General features: G+C 64.4%; 15 protein-coding genes. 10 read left to right on the forward strand and 5 right to left on the reverse strand.

Features of this window, described 5'->3' with window-relative positions; genetic code table 11:
• Positions 1 to 13: 13 nt before the first annotated feature.
• From FJ957_RS28545 to FJ957_RS28555, 3 genes are all read right to left on the reverse strand, one after another.
• Entirely contained in the window at positions 14 to 568 is a 555-nt protein-coding gene (locus FJ957_RS28545; RefSeq protein WP_140836151.1) for a copper chaperone PCu(A)C, read from the reverse strand.
• Between the two features lie 89 nt (positions 569 to 657).
• Positions 658 to 1,005, reverse strand: coding sequence for a hypothetical protein (locus tag FJ957_RS28550; protein WP_140836190.1), 348 nt, complete (start codon positions 1,003 to 1,005; stop codon positions 658 to 660).
• 241 nt (positions 1,006 to 1,246) lie between these two features.
• Positions 1,247 to 2,149, reverse strand: coding sequence for a GntR family transcriptional regulator (locus FJ957_RS28555; RefSeq protein ID WP_140836152.1), 903 nt, complete (start codon positions 2,147 to 2,149; stop codon positions 1,247 to 1,249).
• A gap of 468 nt (positions 2,150 to 2,617) precedes the next feature.
• Between FJ957_RS28555 and FJ957_RS28560 the strand changes: the two genes are divergently transcribed.
• The 5 genes from FJ957_RS28560 to FJ957_RS28580 all read left to right on the forward strand — a co-directional run bounded on the left by FJ957_RS28560 (position 2,618) and on the right by FJ957_RS28580 (position 9,214).
• Entirely contained in the window at positions 2,618 to 4,123 is a 1,506-nt protein-coding gene (locus FJ957_RS28560) for an altronate dehydratase family protein (RefSeq protein WP_140836153.1), read from the forward strand.
• 338 nt (positions 4,124 to 4,461) lie between these two features.
• On the forward strand, positions 4,462 to 5,457 hold the full coding sequence (locus tag FJ957_RS28565) for an ABC transporter substrate-binding protein (RefSeq protein WP_140836154.1): 996 nt from the start codon (positions 4,462 to 4,464) through the stop codon (positions 5,455 to 5,457).
• A 156-nt stretch (positions 5,458 to 5,613) separates the two neighbouring features.
• Entirely contained in the window at positions 5,614 to 7,167 is a 1,554-nt protein-coding gene (locus FJ957_RS28570) for a sugar ABC transporter ATP-binding protein (RefSeq protein WP_140836155.1), read from the forward strand.
• On the forward strand, positions 7,164 to 8,129 hold the full coding sequence (locus FJ957_RS28575) for an ABC transporter permease (protein ID WP_140836156.1): 966 nt from the start codon (positions 7,164 to 7,166) through the stop codon (positions 8,127 to 8,129). The genes FJ957_RS28570 and FJ957_RS28575 overlap by 4 nt, the downstream gene beginning before the upstream one ends.
• Before the next feature lie 68 nt (positions 8,130 to 8,197).
• The gene (locus FJ957_RS28580; RefSeq protein WP_140836157.1) at positions 8,198 to 9,214 is read left to right on the forward strand and encodes a zinc-binding alcohol dehydrogenase family protein; all 1,017 of its coding nucleotides are present in this window, start codon (positions 8,198 to 8,200) and stop codon (positions 9,212 to 9,214) included.
• 300 nt (positions 9,215 to 9,514) lie between these two features.
• Here the strand turns inward: FJ957_RS28580 and phnF are convergent, their stop codons facing one another.
• Positions 9,515 to 10,252 carry a phosphonate metabolism transcriptional regulator PhnF gene (phnF, locus tag FJ957_RS28585; RefSeq protein WP_181180753.1) on the reverse strand — a complete coding sequence of 246 codons (738 nt, stop codon included), beginning with the start codon at positions 10,250 to 10,252 and terminating at the stop codon, positions 9,515 to 9,517.
• A gap of 134 nt (positions 10,253 to 10,386) precedes the next feature.
• Between phnF and phnG the strand changes: the two genes are divergently transcribed.
• From phnG to FJ957_RS28600, 3 genes are read left to right on the forward strand one after another with little or no spacing between them, the layout of a single operon-like run.
• Positions 10,387 to 10,848, forward strand: a complete 462-nt coding sequence (gene phnG / locus FJ957_RS28590; RefSeq protein WP_140836159.1) for a phosphonate C-P lyase system protein PhnG — start codon at positions 10,387 to 10,389, stop codon at positions 10,846 to 10,848.
• Positions 10,848 to 11,459, forward strand: coding sequence for a phosphonate C-P lyase system protein PhnH (gene phnH / locus FJ957_RS28595; protein ID WP_140836160.1), 612 nt, complete (start codon positions 10,848 to 10,850; stop codon positions 11,457 to 11,459). The genes phnG and phnH overlap by 1 nt, the downstream gene beginning before the upstream one ends.
• Before the next feature lies 1 nt (position 11,460).
• The gene (locus FJ957_RS28600; RefSeq protein ID WP_140836161.1) at positions 11,461 to 12,576 is read left to right on the forward strand and encodes a carbon-phosphorus lyase complex subunit PhnI; all 1,116 of its coding nucleotides are present in this window, start codon (positions 11,461 to 11,463) and stop codon (positions 12,574 to 12,576) included.
• A gap of 2 nt (positions 12,577 to 12,578) precedes the next feature.
• On the opposite strand, the gene FJ957_RS28605 is transcribed toward FJ957_RS28600, so the two are convergent.
• Positions 12,579 to 12,776: a hypothetical protein gene (locus FJ957_RS28605; protein WP_140836162.1), complete on the reverse strand. Its 198-nt coding sequence runs from the start codon at positions 12,774 to 12,776 to the stop codon at positions 12,579 to 12,581.
• A gap of 59 nt (positions 12,777 to 12,835) precedes the next feature.
• Here FJ957_RS28605 and FJ957_RS28610 point away from each other — a divergent pair, with 59 nt between their 5' ends.
• Positions 12,836 to 13,735 (forward strand): alpha-D-ribose 1-methylphosphonate 5-phosphate C-P-lyase PhnJ, encoded by a 900-nt coding sequence (locus tag FJ957_RS28610; protein ID WP_140836163.1) that lies wholly within the window; start codon positions 12,836 to 12,838, stop codon positions 13,733 to 13,735.
• On the forward strand, positions 13,732 to 14,508 hold the full coding sequence (gene phnK / locus FJ957_RS28615; RefSeq protein ID WP_140836164.1) for a phosphonate C-P lyase system protein PhnK: 777 nt from the start codon (positions 13,732 to 13,734) through the stop codon (positions 14,506 to 14,508). The genes FJ957_RS28610 and phnK overlap by 4 nt, the downstream gene beginning before the upstream one ends.
• Positions 14,509 to 14,573: the final 65 nt, after the last annotated feature.

Consider the following 14,573-nt stretch of genomic DNA (forward strand, 5'->3'; position numbering starts at 1 on the left):
TCGAATTGGCGGATTACTCAGCGTGGTCCATGTCCATATCGCCACTGCCCGTCTCGCCCATGCCTTCGACGGCAAACTCGACTTTCACGCTGCCGGCCTTCTCGAAGGTCAGCGTCGCTGGGAATTTCTCGCCCTGCTTTGGCTGCCGCTTCAGCCCGGTGAACATCAGGTGATAGGCGCCCGGCTTCAACGCGACCTTGCCGCCGGCCGGGATCTCCAGCCCGCCCTCGACCGGCCGCATGGTCATGACGCCGTCCTTGACGCCCATCTCATGCAGTTCGGCCTTGTCGGAGATGTCGGAGGAAATCGACAACAGCCGGTCCGGCGCGCTGCCCTTGTTGACCACGGTGAAGTAGCCGCCGGCCACCTTGGCGCCAGGCGGCGTCGCTCGCGACCAGGGGTGCTCGATCTCAAGGTCTCCGACCTTGAATTCATGCGCGAGGGTGGCGGGAGTGCAGGCCAAGAGAAGAAGAAGGCTGAGCACGGCAAGGCCAACGCGCTGCTGGAGGTGGAACGGCGGCGCGCCGCGAAGGGCATAGGTCCGAGCCCTGGGAAGAAGATTGGACATGATTGCTCCATGGATATGAGGATCGCGCCGCTTTGCGGCTGCGAACAGTCTGATCTTTGGATGAATAGGCCCGCGGAACGTTCCGCGGATCAGACCATTGCCGGCGGCGCGCGCGGATTGGCCGGAGAGCGGTCGCGGGCGAAGTCCTGGTGCCGGAAGGCCGGAAGCTGGAAGGAGACCGCCTCGAAAAGCCGGGTCCCGGCCAGCGTGGCGGTTTCCGGCGGCGGCAGATGCGCCGGCGAAACCATGCTGCAGCCGAGCGAGCAGCAGGACGGCATATTCTGCTGGTGGGGATCGCCGCCGGGGAGCTTTACCGTGCCTTCATGGGTGCAGATGACGTTGCCGAAGGCATCGAGCTGCGACGGCGCGCCGAACGCGAAAGCGCCGAGAGAGGACTGAAGCAACAGGAGCAGCGCCGCGACAAACGCGGCCGGCATGCTCCATCGTTTCAGCCGGATATTCAACGCAAAGCCTCTCCCGGAAACTTGATCGACACTAGAGCAATTCCAGGAAAAGTGTGAAACGGTTTTCCGTCCGGGATTGCGACCAGTAAGGAAATAACACGGAGGATGCGGCTGGAAAATCGACAAAACCGTGCTGCGGCAACGCGGCGCGACGCGCTTGTTTTCATGCATTGTCGTTATCCCAGAACCGCTGCACGCTTCTGGGCGACATGCATTAGGCGGGCTGCGCCTGCCGTCCCTCGGGAATGGAGCTCAGCAGCGTCTGGCGCGCCGACTTCAGGTGCTTGCGGCAGGCGGCGTCCACCTTGCCGGGATCGCGCGATTTCAGCGCCGCGATATAGGCAAGATGCTCCTGGACCGCGACCTCGTTGCGCTGGCGCTCCTCGGCCTTGTTCCACTGATAGTGGTAGTGGAAGATCATCGCGATGACATCGTAGAAGTCGACGATGAAGCGGTTGTGCGAGGCGCGGTGGATCAGCCGGTGGAAGCGCTCGTCGAGTTCGGAGAATTCGTTGAAGCGCGTGGCGATTTCGCTGGCGAGCTGGCGGTGTTGGACCTCCAGCATGTCGAGGTCCACCCAGACCGCACTGTCTTCCGGAAGCGCGACGAAAGCCGCCGCCGAGCGCAGCTCGAACATCTCGCGGATCTCGGTCAGTTCCAGCGCGAAGGCGCGCGTGAAACCCTTCAGCACCCAGTGGCTGTTGCGACGCTTCTCGATCAGCCCGAAGCGCGAGAAGCGGATCAGGAATTCGCGCACGCTGGTGGTGCCGACGCCGATCTCGCGCGCCAGCTCAAGCTCGTTGATCTGCATGCCGGCTTCCGCGCCTTCCGCAAGCAGACGCCGCATGAAGGAGCGCTCGATGATCTCGGCAAGCGAATCGGTCTCTTCCTCGGGGAAGAAATCCTCCGGCCGCGGCGCCCTGAGCACCGTCTTGTTGCGTTTGTTCCAAGCGATCAGCCCGGTTTCTTCCATGCGCGAAAGAATGCTGCGCACCGTGGTGCGGCTGACGCCGAGCAGCGTGCCGAGCTCAGGTTCCGACGGCAGGCTCTTGGTCTCGTCGAGCAGCCTGAGGCAGCGGTTGAAGGCGTCCTTGTAGACATTGTTGCTCTTCGACATGCCCGTATTCCCCAACGCTTGCCGCGGCCTGCTGGAAGCGCGATATGATCGGTGTTCCCAGAGCGGTTCAGCGTTTCCCGGAATCGCCGAACTGCTCCAAATCTTTGTTTCTGCGCAATTCCGGACGGAAAACCGCTACGCACTTTTCCTGGAACTGCTCTAGAGCATGATGCCGAAAAGTATGAAGCGATTTTCGGGCCACATCATGCTCTATCTCTTTGATTTAGAGCCGGATTCAGATTTCAGGTCAAACGGACCTGAAACCATCCGGCTCTAGCGCAAGCCTCCGAAAAGCGGAACGTTTTCGCCGGCTTGCCAAACGGGTGGGCGAGGGCGTCCAAAAGACGCGCGCCGCCCGGGCGAGAAAACAATTGACGCAGAATTGTTTTTTCCCGATAAAAGACATTATCTTTAAATGGGCGCAAGTCAATCCGCCCGCATTCCCAGGATCACCCAGGACAGCCGCCCGTGACCATTGCAAACACCATCCTTCTCTCACCCTCCGATAATGTCGCCGTCGCCAACGGGCGCATCGAAATTGGAACGCCATTGCCGGGCGGCGCCGCTGCGACTGCCGTGATCGAGCCTGGCCACAAGGTGGCGATCAAGCCGATCGCCGCGGGCGAAGCGGTGGTGAAATACGCGCAGGCGATCGGCCGCGCCACGCAAGCCATCGCGGCCGGCGAGCATGTCCACTCGCACAATCTGGTTTTCGAGAGCGGCCGCTTGCCGGTGGTGCCGCCGAGCGAGGCCGAGCACGCCACCGAGGCCGACCGCAAGCGCACCTTCATGGGCTACCGCCGCGCCGATGGGCGCTCCGGCACGCGCAACTTCATCGGCATCATCGCCAGCGTCAATTGCTCGTCGACCGTCTGCCACGCCATTGCGGACGAAGCCAACCGCACGCTTCTGCCGAAATATCCCGGCATCGACGGCTTCGTGCCGATCGTCCACGGCCAGGGCTGCGGCATGAGCGCCACCGGCGACGGCATGATGGTCCTGCACCGCACCCTTGCCGGTTATGCGCGCCACCCGAATTTCGGCGGCATCCTGATGGTGGGGCTGGGCTGCGAGGTCAACCAGCTCACCCTCTACGGCCAGAAGGGCGTGGCCGCTGGAAAACGCCATTTCAACATCCAGGAAGCCGGCGGTTCGCGCAAATCCGTCGAGAGGGCAATGGGCGTGCTGGCCGAGATCGCCGATGAGGTCGGCCACTTGCAGCGCGAGCCGATCCCGGTCTCGGAGATCGTCGTCGGCCTGCAATGCGGCGGCTCGGACGGCATGTCCGGCATCACGGCAAATCCGGCGCTGGGCGCCGCCGTCGATATCCTGGCCGGTTGCGGCGGCGTCGGCATCCTGTCGGAGACGACCGAAATCTACGGCGCCGAGCATCTGCTTGCCTATCGCGCCGCCTCGCCCGAGATCGCCGCCAAGCTCGACGGCTATGTGAAATGGTGGGAGGACCATACCGCCAAGCACGGCGCCTCGATCGACAACAACCCCTCACCCGGCAACAAGCGCGGCGGCCTGACCACGATTCTCGAGAAATCGCTGGGCGCCGTCGCCAAGGGCGGCCAGACACCGCTCAACGGCGTCTTCGGCTATGCCGAGAAGGTGTCGGGCAGCGGCCTGGTGTTCATGGACACGCCCGGCTACGACCCGGTCTCGGCCACCGGCCAGGTCGCGGGCGGCGCCAATGTCATCGTCTTCACCACCGGCCGCGGCTCCTGCTTCGGCTGCCGGCCGACGCCGTCGATCAAGGTCGCCACCAATTCGACCATGTATCACCAGATGGAAGAGGACATGGACGTCAATTGCGGCGTCATCGCCTCGGGCGAGAAGACCATCGCCGGCATGGGCCGCGAGATCTTCGAGCTGATCATCGAGACGGCGTCCGGCCGCAAGACCAAGAGCGAGGCGTTCGGCTACGGTGACAACGAATTCGTGCCCTGGCATCTCGGCGCGACGCTTTAGTCGCAGGCCATTGTCGTGGAGGAAGCGCTGCCAGCAACGAAGTCGGCCTTCACAATCACGAGACGTCCTTATGGAACGAATATTCCATATTGACAGTGTCGTGAAACTATCGTTCCATATCGACAGGGAGGAACGGAAGCGCCCATGGGCTGCCAGGGAGGGGCCGGACAAAGCTCACCCGGCATCACACAAACGGCACCAGACACCGCTTGCATCGACCATGGCGATGCATTATCAAAAAAAGGCATCTGTTTTTTATTGATAAAGTTCTGTTCGGGCCGCGCCTATCCAGACGGAGCTTCCGCAACCTTCACCAGGCGACCTTAGGGAGGAACCTAATGAAATTCGTGACCAGCCTTCTCAACCGCCGTACTTTCGTGGCCTTGGCGGCCGCGTCGATGCTTGCCGGCGCGATGCATTCCGCGCCCGCCTCGGCGGCCGACGTCACCATTCCGATCATCGTCAAGGATACCACCTCCTTCTACTGGCAGATCGTGCTGGCCGGCGCGCGCAAGGCCGGCAAGGACCTCGGCATCAACGTGCCTGAGCTCGGCGCCCAGGCCGAAACCGACGTCAACGGCCAGATCTCGATCCTCGAGAACGCCGTCGCCAGCAACCCGGCCGCGATCGTCATCTCGCCGACCGAGTTCAAGGCGCTCGGCAAGCCGATCGACGAGGCGGCCTCCAAGGTCAAGGTCATCGGCATCGACTCCGGCGCCGACTCCAAGGCCTTCACCTCCTTCCTGACCACCGATAACGTCCAGGGCGGCCGCGTCGCCGCCGACGGTCTCGCCGCGGCGATCGGTGCCGCCAATGGCGGCAAGGTGGAAGGCAAGGTCGCGCTGATCACGGCGCTTCCCGGCGCCGGCTCGCTCGAGCAGCGCAAGCAAGGCTTCATCGAACAGATCAAGGCCAAATATCCCGGCCTCGAGCTGGTCGCCGACAAATATGCCGACGGCCAGGCCACCACGGGCCTCAACATCGCCACCGACCTGATCACCGCCAATCCGGACCTCAAGGGCATCTTCGCCTCGAACCTGATCATGGCGCAGGGCGTCGGCCAGGCGATCGCCGAAAACAGCCTCGGCGGCAAGGTCGCTCTGATCGGCTTCGACAGCGACGAGAAGCTGATCAAGTTCTTGAACGACGGCGTCATCTCCGGCCTGGTCGTCCAGGACCCGTACCGGATGGGTTATGACGGCATCAAGACCGCTTTGGCCGCTTCGAAAGGCGAGAAGGTCGAGGCCAATGTCGACACCGGCGCCAACCTCGTCACCAAGGACAACATGAAGGATCCGAAGATCGACGCGCTGCTCAATCCGAAGCTCAACTGAGCAGCGTCGCGGCAGTCGTTTCCGGGGCCTCGCGCCCCGGAAACATCCATAAGGCGATTTGGAAATTCGCCGGCCTGATTTAGGCTCTTATTTCAAGATGCGCGCCAGACGCATCGCTGCGTACCCAACGGTTGAGACCAATCTGGGAGGATTGTCATGACATCGACGGCGCAGGAACTGCATCCGGCCCCTACGCTGCAGCCGGGCAGGACGATCCTCGAGCTCAACGGGCTGGAAAAGCGCTACCCCGGCACGCATGCGCTGAAGCCTGCGCACCTTGCCTTCAAGGCGGGCGAGATCCACGCCATCGTCGGCGAGAACGGCGCCGGCAAGTCGACCCTCATCAAGCTTCTCACCGGCGTCATGCCGCGCACTTCCGGCGAGGTCATCTGGGAAGGCAAGCCGGCGGCCTTGGCCACACCGCATGAGGCGATGGCGCTGGGCATCAACGCCGTCCACCAGGAAGTGGTGCTGTGCCGCCATCTCACCGTCGCCGCCAACATGTTCCTCGGCGAGGAGGAGTCCCGCTTCGGCCTGTTGCAGCAGCGCGCCATGGTGAAGGAAGCGCAGAAGATCATCGACGGGCTGGGCTTCGACCTGCCGGCGCATGTGGTGCTCGGCGATCTCACCATCGGCCAGCAGCAGTTGATCGCCGCGGCGCGGGCCACCGTGCGCGGCACGAAATTCCTGATCTTCGACGAGCCCACCGCCTACCTCACCCGCAAGGAGGCCGACCAGCTCTTCAAACTGATCCGCCGGCTGAAGGGCGAAGGCGTCACCATCATCTACATCAGCCACCGCATGGAGGAAGTGTTCGAGCTTGCCGACCGCGTCTCCGTGCTGCGCGACGGCACTTTGGTCGGCACCCGCAACATCGCCGAGACCGACGAGCCCGAATTGGTGAAGCTGATGATCAACCGTTCGATCGAGCAGATCTACCACAAGGAGCATTTCACTCCCGGCGCCATGATCGTCGAGACGAAGAACCTTTCCGGCAAGGGCTTCGAAAATGTCTCGGTGACCGTGCGCGCCGGCGAGATCGTCGGCCTCTACGGCCTGATCGGCGCCGGCCGCAGCGAGTTCGTCACCACGCTGTACGGCCGCCACAGGAAGTCGGCCGGCCAGATCCTGTGGGAGGGCAAGGAAGTCCAGGTCAATTCCGAGCACGACGCGATCCGCCTCGGCATGGCGCTGGCCCCGGAAAGCCGCCGCGATCAGGGCCTCTGCCTCAATTTGCCGGTCGGCATGAACCTGAACCTGCCGATCTACAAACGCATCTCCAGCAATCTTTTGATTTCCGGCGCCAGGGAAAAGGCCGAGGCCGACCGCCAGATCGCCGATCTGCGCATCAAGACGCCGACGCGCAATGCGCTCGCCTCCAGCCTGTCGGGCGGCAACCAGCAGAAGATCGTCATCGGCAAATGGCTGGCGCATGGCGCCAAGCTGTTCATCTTCGACGAGCCGACGGTGGGCGTCGATGTCGGCACCAAGGCAGAGATCTACCGCCTGTTCTCGACGCTGCTGTCCAAGGGGGCCGGCATCATCCTGATCTCGTCCTACCTGCCGGAAGTCTACGAGCTTGCCGACACGCTGCATGTGTTCCGGCGCGGCAAGCTGGTCGCCACACATGGCTTCCGCACCGTGAGCCACGAGGACATTTTGGGTCAGGCACTGGCCGAGAAACAAGAAAAGTCGGGAGGACAAAAATGAGCACCGAGGCGATCCCCGCCGAAAAACCCAAGCGCAATTTCAACGCGCTCTTCGGCCTGACCCTGCTTGGCCTTCTGCTTCTGATGTGGATCGTGCTGGCGCTCGCCACGCCGTCCTTCGCCACGGCGCTCAACATCACCAATCTTTTGCGCCAGGGCTCGCTGATCGCCATCCTCGCCGTCGGCCAGACCTTCGTCATCATCACCGGCGGCATCGATCTGTCGGTCGGCGCGGTGGTCGGCTTCACCACGGTGATCGTGGCGCTTTTGATCAATGCCGGCTGGCCGATATGGGCGGCCGTGTTGGCGACCTTGCTGGTCGGCGTCGCCATCGGCCTCTTCCACGGCTTCGGCATCGTCAAGATGGGCTTGCCGCCCTTCATCATCACTTTAGCCACCATGACCTCGCTGCGCGGCATCGGCCTTCTGATGACCAACGGCAACTCGATCTCCATCAACAGCGACCCCTTCCAGGCGTTCTCGCGGGGCTCACTCTTCGGCATCCCGTATCTGTTCTGGATGGTGGTCCTGGTCGCCATCCCGTCCTACGTATTCCTGCATCACACGCGCTGGGGCCGTTACCTGTTCTCGGTCGGCTCCAATGCCGAGGCCGCGCGTCTTTCGGGTGTCAACGTGCCGCGCACCATCTTCATGGCCTATATCCTGTCCGGTCTGCTGGCCGCCTTCGTCGGCGTGCTCCTGGCCTCGCGCATCGGCATCGGCAACCCGACGCAGGGCGACACCTATGAGCTTCAGGCCATCGCCTCTTCGGTGATCGGCGGCACCTCGCTGTTCGGTGCCATCGGCTCCGTGCACGGACCGCTGATCGGCTCCTTCATCCTTTCGACGATCAACAACGGCGCCAACCTGCTCAACGTCAACACCTTCTGGCAGCGCGTCATCACCGGCCTGCTGATCATCGTCATCGTCTACTTCGACGGCCTGCGCCGTCGCGGCAAATGAACCTTCCCTGAACCTTTCGCGCCGGCCTCGCTCGAGCGAGGCCGGCGCTTTTTTGCCTTGGATTGCCCATGAAAGCCGTTGTCTGCCGCACACCCGGCGAGCTTGTCCTCGAAGACCGCGCCGACCCTGGCGCGCCGCCGCCCGGTTGGGCGCGGGTTGCCGTCAGCCATGTCGGCATCTGCGGCACCGACTACCACATCTTCGAAGGCAAGCACCCGTTTCTGGCCTATCCGCGCATCATGGGCCATGAGGTCTCCGGCACCATCGTCGAGAAGGGCGAAGGCGTCGATCTCGCCGTCGGCGAGCCGGTCGTCATCAACCCCTATCTTTCATGCGGCAAATGCATCGCCTGCCGGCACGGCAAGCCGAATTGCTGCGTGAAGATCGAAGTGCTCGGCGTCCACCGCGACGGCGCCATGTGCGACGAGATCCTGGTGCCGGCGCAGAACCTTTATCCGGCAAATGGCCTGTCGCTGGCCGACGCCGCGGCGGTGGAATTCCTGGCCATCGGCGCGCATGCGGTGCGCCGTTCGCTCGGGACTCCCGGCGCGCGCACGCTGGTCATCGGCGCCGGGCCGATCGGCCTCGGTACGGCGATCTTCGCGCGCATCGCCGGACTTGATGTCAGCCTGCTCGACATGAGCGCCGAGCGCCTCGGCTTCGCCGAAGAGGCACTCGGCTTTACCCCGCTGGACGGCTCGAAGGCGGCGGCTGCCGAACTGGTCCGGCAAGCAACCTCCGGCGAGGGTTTCGACCTCGTATTCGACGCGACCGGCAACACGCCATCGGTGCAGTCCGCCTTCGCCCATGTCGCGCATGGCGGCACGCTGGTGCTGGTCAGCGTCGTCAAGGACGACATCGCCTTCTCCGATCCCGAATTCCACAAGCGCGAGATGACACTGATCGGCAGCCGCAATGCGCTGAAGGCCGACTTCGACCATGTCGCGGCCTCGATCCGCGACGGCGCCGTGCCGCTGAACAAGCTCGTCACCCATCGAACCACGCTTGCCAGGACGCCGCGTGACCTCGCCATATGGACGCATGAGAAGTCGGGACTGATCAAGGCCGTCATCGAGGTCGGGTAAGTAAGAGGCCGGCACGAAAATCTAGCGCGCTGGATGGTGCCTGCCTTGGCAGATCGCAGTCTTTGGCAATTGGCCGGAACGCATATCCCTTCGTCATCCACGGGCGGAGCAAGGAGCGTGGCGACGCAGCGCAGACCCGAGGATCCATTCCGCGACGTCGACGCGTTGCAACGATCCAGAATTCTGCTCCGCTGCGCTTTACGATCGAGGTAACGGAATGGACCCTCGGGTCTGCGCTCCGCTTTGCGTCGCGTGGACGACGACCTTTGGTGTCATCGCCTTGGATGAAGACGCCGAGGGCTAATCGCCGGCCGAGAGCCTCAGCTCCACCCGCTCCGCCGGAAAGCGCGACTCCGCGAACTGGATCGGCTGGCCATCGAGCGTGACATTCACCGCGACGGTGACCAGCACGATGGCGCCGGGCTGCAAATCGAGTGCTGGAAGGTCGTCGGCGTCGGCATGCCGCGCTGACAGCACTGTCGAGTGCCGCAGATAATCGTTGACGCCGAAACGCTTCAGCGAGGCAGTGATCGACCCCGTTTCCGCCATAGCGGCCTCGATGCCGGCGAAGCGCTTGGCGTCGAACCAGGTCGTCGCGCGCGACACCGGATGACCGTCGGCCTCGCCGCGCGTCTCCAGGCGGATGACCGCAGCACCCTTGGCAAGGCCCAGCGCCTCGGCGATGCGCCGGCTGGCCGACTCCGTCGATGACGACAACAGCGCGATGTGCCGCTCGCTCGTCTGCCCTTGCAGTCCGGTCGAGAAGCGCGTGCGCGCGCCGATCGGATAGGACAGCCGTTTGCGCGACAAGACGAAGGTGCCGCGCCCCTGCTCGGCCTTCAGCACGCCTTCCTGCACAAGTGCGGCAATGGCGCTGCGCACGGTGTGGCGGTTGACGCCGTAACGTTCCGCCAGCGCGACTTCGGGCGGCAGCGCCGCGTTCTCCGCGAAATCGCCATTGGCGATCGCCTGCAGGATCCGATCGGCGATCTGCCGCCACAGCGACACGCCGTTTCGCCTTTCGATGCTAGCCGCCAGTCCGGTCACCCATCGCCCCCAAGCATTTTTCCCGGGTTGTCATCCACCCGTCATGGACTCCCGTTACGAGATGAGTATAATTTGTATAGTTATCTATATCAATAGACAAATTTATCCATGTAAGGAGTGATGCCATGCGAGGACAGGAAGCGCGCGAGCAGGCCGGGCGGAAGGCCTTGATGGCGACGCTGGCGCATGCCGCGGCCGATGAGATTGCCCGTCTGTGGAACGAAGCGGGCCTGCCTTCCGAGGCAGAGCTTTTGCGCGGCCCGGAGACAGGGTTGGTGACGGTGCGCGGGCGGATCGGCGGCGGTGGCGCGCCGTTCAATGTCGGCGAGGCCACGGTCACCCGCGCCACGGTGCGGCTGCCATCCGGCAAGGTCGGCCATTCCTATGCGCTCGGCCGCGACAAGGGCAAGGCAAAGCTCGCGGCGATCGCCGACGCGCTGTGGCAGGACCCGGCGCATCGCGAGGCGGTCGAGACGAAGCTGGTCGCGCCCTTGCGCGCGGCGCTCGATGCGGCGCGCGAGACGCGGCGCGTCGAGACGGCGGCAACGAAAGTGGATTTCTTCACCATGGTGCGCGGAGAGGACTGATGAACATCGCCACGCAATCGATCGATGGCGGCTTCACCGAGCCGGTTTTCGACGCGCAGACCATCTTCCGCGCCATCATGGACGCGATGGCGCGCCCCGGCACCGTCCAGGACCTGCCGCAACTCGCCCGCCCGCCGGCGCCATTGTCGGCGACGGCAGGCGCCGTGGCGCTGGCGCTCTGCGACAACGACACGCCAGTCTGGCTCGATCCGCCCTTGCAGGCGGACGCCTCGGTCAAGGCCTGGCTCGGCTTTCACACCGGCGCGCCCTTGGCCAACACCCCGGCCGATGCGCATTTCGCCCTGATCGCCAATCCAAGAGAGATGGCCGCGCTCGACGGTTTTGCGCAGGGCACGCAAGAATATCCCGATCGCTCGACGACGCTGATCCTCCTGGTCGACGGCCTCGCCTCGGGCCCGTCGCTGCTGCTCGAAGGACCTGGGATCGAAAAGACCTCGATGATCGCGCCTCCGGGCATGCCGCGCCATTTCGTCGAGCAGTGGAAGCAGAACAACCAGCGTTTCCCGCGCGGCGTCGACATCATCCTGGCGGCGCCCGGCAGCCTCGCCTGCCTGCCGCGCACCACCCGCATCAAGCCGATGGAGGCATGACATGTATGTCGCGGTGAAAGGCGGCGAGGCCGCAATTGCCAACGCCCATCGGCTGCTGGCCGACCGCCGCCGCGGCGACCGCTCGGTGCCGGCGCTGCGCCTCGACCAGATCGTCGAACAGCTGGCGCTCGGCGTCGACCGGGTGATGAGCGAAGGCTCGCTCTATGATCGCGAGTTGGCGGCTCTCGCCGTCGTCCAGGCGCGCGGCGATATGATCGAGGCGATCTTCCTGGTGCGCGCCTATCGCACCACGCTGCCGCGCTTCGGCTACACCAACCCCGTCGACACCGGCGCGATGCAGGTCGAGCGGCGCGTGTCGGCAACCTACAAGGATCTGCCCGGCGGTCAGGTGCTTGGTCCGACTTTCGACTACACCCACCGCCTGCTCGATCCCGAGCTTGCCGCCGGCGCCGACGTCGAGACGCCAGCGCTGCGCGAAGGCCAGGCCGAACCCATGCCTCGCGTTTCGGCGATCCTCGCCCATGAAGGCCTGATCGAGGCCGATGGCGACATGCCGCTTGACCACGTGCCTGGCGATATCACCCGCGAGCCGCTGCAGTTCCCTATGGCGCGCGACATCCGCTTGCAGGCACTGTCACGGGGCGACGAGGGTTTTCTCCTGGCGCTCGGCTATTCGACGCAGCGCGGCTACGCCCGCAACCATCCCTTCGTGGGCGAGGTGCGCATCGGCGAGGTCGAGCTGGAGCTCGACGTGCCGGAACTGCCTTTCGCCGTGCCGCTGGGCTCGATCCGCGTCACCGAATGCCAGATGGTCAACCAGTTCAAGGGCTCGGCCAAGGCGCCGCCCCAATTCACCCGCGGCTACGGCCTGGTCTTCGGCCAGAGCGAGCGCAAGGCGATGGCCATGGCGCTGTGCGACCGGGCGCTGCGCGCGAGCGAGCTTGGCGAGGACGTCGTCGCCGCCGCGCAGGACGAGGAGTTCGTCATCTCCCATTCCGACAATGTCCAGGCGACCGGCTTCGTCGAACACCTGAAGCTGCCGCATTATGTCGACTTCCAGGCCGAGCTCGGCCTCGTTCGCCGCATGCGCGCCGAATACGAGGCAAGGGAAAACGAGGACAAGGCCGCCGAGGAAAAGCGCGAGGCGGCGGAATGAGTTCAGTGCCCGCTACCGGAATGTCCGCCGCCGCCATCGAACGAGCCGCCGCCCGAGGCGTAGTCACTGGCGCCGGCAACGGTCTCGCCATGCGGAGGCTCCCCTGGCGCGGGGAGAAACATCTTCCGAAGCGCAAAAGCCGCAACGCCGGCGAAGACCAGCAACAGCACGCCGAGATGCATCCGACCGGTAGAGTCCATGTGGATCTGCTTCCGCGTCTTGAGCGTCAAATCCTTAGCTCAAAGCGGACGTGATCGCCATGACCGACATCGCCACCTACAACTTTGCCTATCTCGACGAACAGACCAAGCGGATGATCCGCCGCGCCATTTTGAAGGGCATCGCCATTCCCGGTTACCAGGTGCCCTTCGCCTCGCGCGAGATGCCGATGCCTTACGGCTGGGGCACCGGCGGCGTGCAGGTCACCGCCTCGATCATCGGCCCGGATGACGTGTTGAAGGTCATCGACCAGGGCGCCGACGACACCACCAACGCCGTTTCGATCCGCGCCTTCTTCAAGAAGGTCGCCAAGGTCGCCGTCACCACCGAGACGGCCAAGGCCAGCATCATCCAGACCCGCCACCGCATTCCCGAGCAGCCGCTGACGGCCGGCCAGGTGCTGGTCTTCCAGGTGCCGATCCCCGAGCCGCTGCGCTTCCTCGAGCCGCGCGAGACCGAAACGCGAAAAATGCATGCGCTGGAGGAATACGGCCTCATGCACGTGAAGCTCTACGAGGACATCGCCAAGCACGGCCGCATCGCCACCACCTATGCGTACCCGGTCAAGGTCGAGGGCCGTTATGTGATGGACCCCTCGCCGACGCCCAAATTCGACAATCCGAAGATGCACCGCTCGCCAGCCCTGCAGTTGTTCGGCGCCGGCCGCGAAAAGCGCATTTATGCGGTGCCGCCCTTCACCGACGTCGTCAGCCTGGACTTCGAGGACCATCCCTTCGAGGTGCAGACCTTCGACCAGCCCTGCGCGCTCTGCGGCGCCGAGAATGTCTATCTCGACGAAGTCATCCTCGATGACCATGGCGGCCGCATGTTCGTCTGCTCGGACACTGACCACTGCGAGAAGCGCCGCGCCGATGGTCATCACGGCCACCTCGCGCCGGAAACCCATCTCGCCCTTGAAACAAAGGAGCCGGCCGAATGACCGACGAACCGCTGCTGCGCGTTTCGGCGCTGTCCAAATTCTACGGCTCGCGCGTCGGCTGCGAGAACGTCACCTTCGACCTCTGGCCGGGCGAGGTTCTGGCGGTGGTCGGCGAGTCCGGCTCCGGCAAGACAACGCTGCTGAACTGCCTGTCGACCAGGCTGCTGCCCTCTTCCGGCACCGCGGGCTACCGCATGCGCGATGGCCAATGGCGCGAGCTCTACCGCATGAGCGAGGCCGAGCGCCGCTTCCTGATGCGCACCGATTGGGGCTTTGTCCACCAGAACCCGGCCGATGGGTTGCGCATGACCGTGTCGGCCGGCGCCAATGTCGGCGAGCGGCTGATGGCGGTCGGCGACCGCCACTACGGCAGGATCCGCGCCACCGCGGTCGACTGGCTGTCGCGCGTCGAGATCGATGAGGACCGCATCGACGACGAGCCGCGCGCCTTTTCCGGCGGCATGCGCCAGCGCCTGCAGATCGCCCGCAACCTGGTGACGGGACCGCGACTGGTGTTCATGGACGAGCCGACCGGCGGCCTCGACGTCTCGGTGCAGGCCCGCCTGCTCGACCTGTTGCGCGGGCTGGTCACCGATCTCGGCCTTGCCGCGATCGTCGTCACCCACGACCTCGCCGTGGCGCGGCTGCTCTCGCAGCGCATGATGGTGATGAAGGACGGCCGCGTCGTCGAAAGCGGCCTGACCGACCGCGTGCTCGACGACCCGCGCGCGCCCTATACCCAGTTGCTCGTGTCTTCGATTTTGCAGGTGTGACCGCATGATCCCGAAAAGTGGAAGCCGGTTTTCGGATCAGATCATGCGCAAAAACGAAGGACTCT

The organism is Mesorhizobium sp. B2-4-6 (assembly GCF_006442775.1).
Lineage (GTDB): Bacteria > Pseudomonadota > Alphaproteobacteria > Rhizobiales > Rhizobiaceae > Mesorhizobium.

Coding starts and splice junctions, on each gene's coding strand:
- FJ957_RS28610 (WP_140836163.1), top strand. CDS start 12,836: ATGACCGACATCGCCACCTACAACTTTGCCTATCTCGACGAACAGACC.
- FJ957_RS28545 (WP_140836151.1), bottom strand. CDS start 568: ATGTCCAATCTTCTTCCCAGGGCTCGGACCTATGCCCTTCGCGGCGCG.
- FJ957_RS28575 (WP_140836156.1), top strand. CDS start 7,164: ATGAGCACCGAGGCGATCCCCGCCGAAAAACCCAAGCGCAATTTCAAC.
- FJ957_RS28565 (WP_140836154.1), top strand. CDS start 4,462: ATGAAATTCGTGACCAGCCTTCTCAACCGCCGTACTTTCGTGGCCTTG.
- FJ957_RS28580 (WP_140836157.1), top strand. CDS start 8,198: ATGAAAGCCGTTGTCTGCCGCACACCCGGCGAGCTTGTCCTCGAAGAC.
- FJ957_RS28555 (WP_140836152.1), bottom strand. CDS start 2,149: ATGTCGAAGAGCAACAATGTCTACAAGGACGCCTTCAACCGCTGCCTC.
- FJ957_RS28605 (WP_140836162.1), bottom strand. CDS start 12,776: ATGGACTCTACCGGTCGGATGCATCTCGGCGTGCTGTTGCTGGTCTTC.
- phnK (WP_140836164.1), top strand. CDS start 13,732: ATGACCGACGAACCGCTGCTGCGCGTTTCGGCGCTGTCCAAATTCTAC.
- FJ957_RS28600 (WP_140836161.1), top strand. CDS start 11,461: ATGTATGTCGCGGTGAAAGGCGGCGAGGCCGCAATTGCCAACGCCCAT.
- phnG (WP_140836159.1), top strand. CDS start 10,387: ATGCGAGGACAGGAAGCGCGCGAGCAGGCCGGGCGGAAGGCCTTGATG.
- phnH (WP_140836160.1), top strand. CDS start 10,848: ATGAACATCGCCACGCAATCGATCGATGGCGGCTTCACCGAGCCGGTT.
- FJ957_RS28550 (WP_140836190.1), bottom strand. CDS start 1,005: ATGCCGGCCGCGTTTGTCGCGGCGCTGCTCCTGTTGCTTCAGTCCTCT.
- FJ957_RS28570 (WP_140836155.1), top strand. CDS start 5,614: ATGACATCGACGGCGCAGGAACTGCATCCGGCCCCTACGCTGCAGCCG.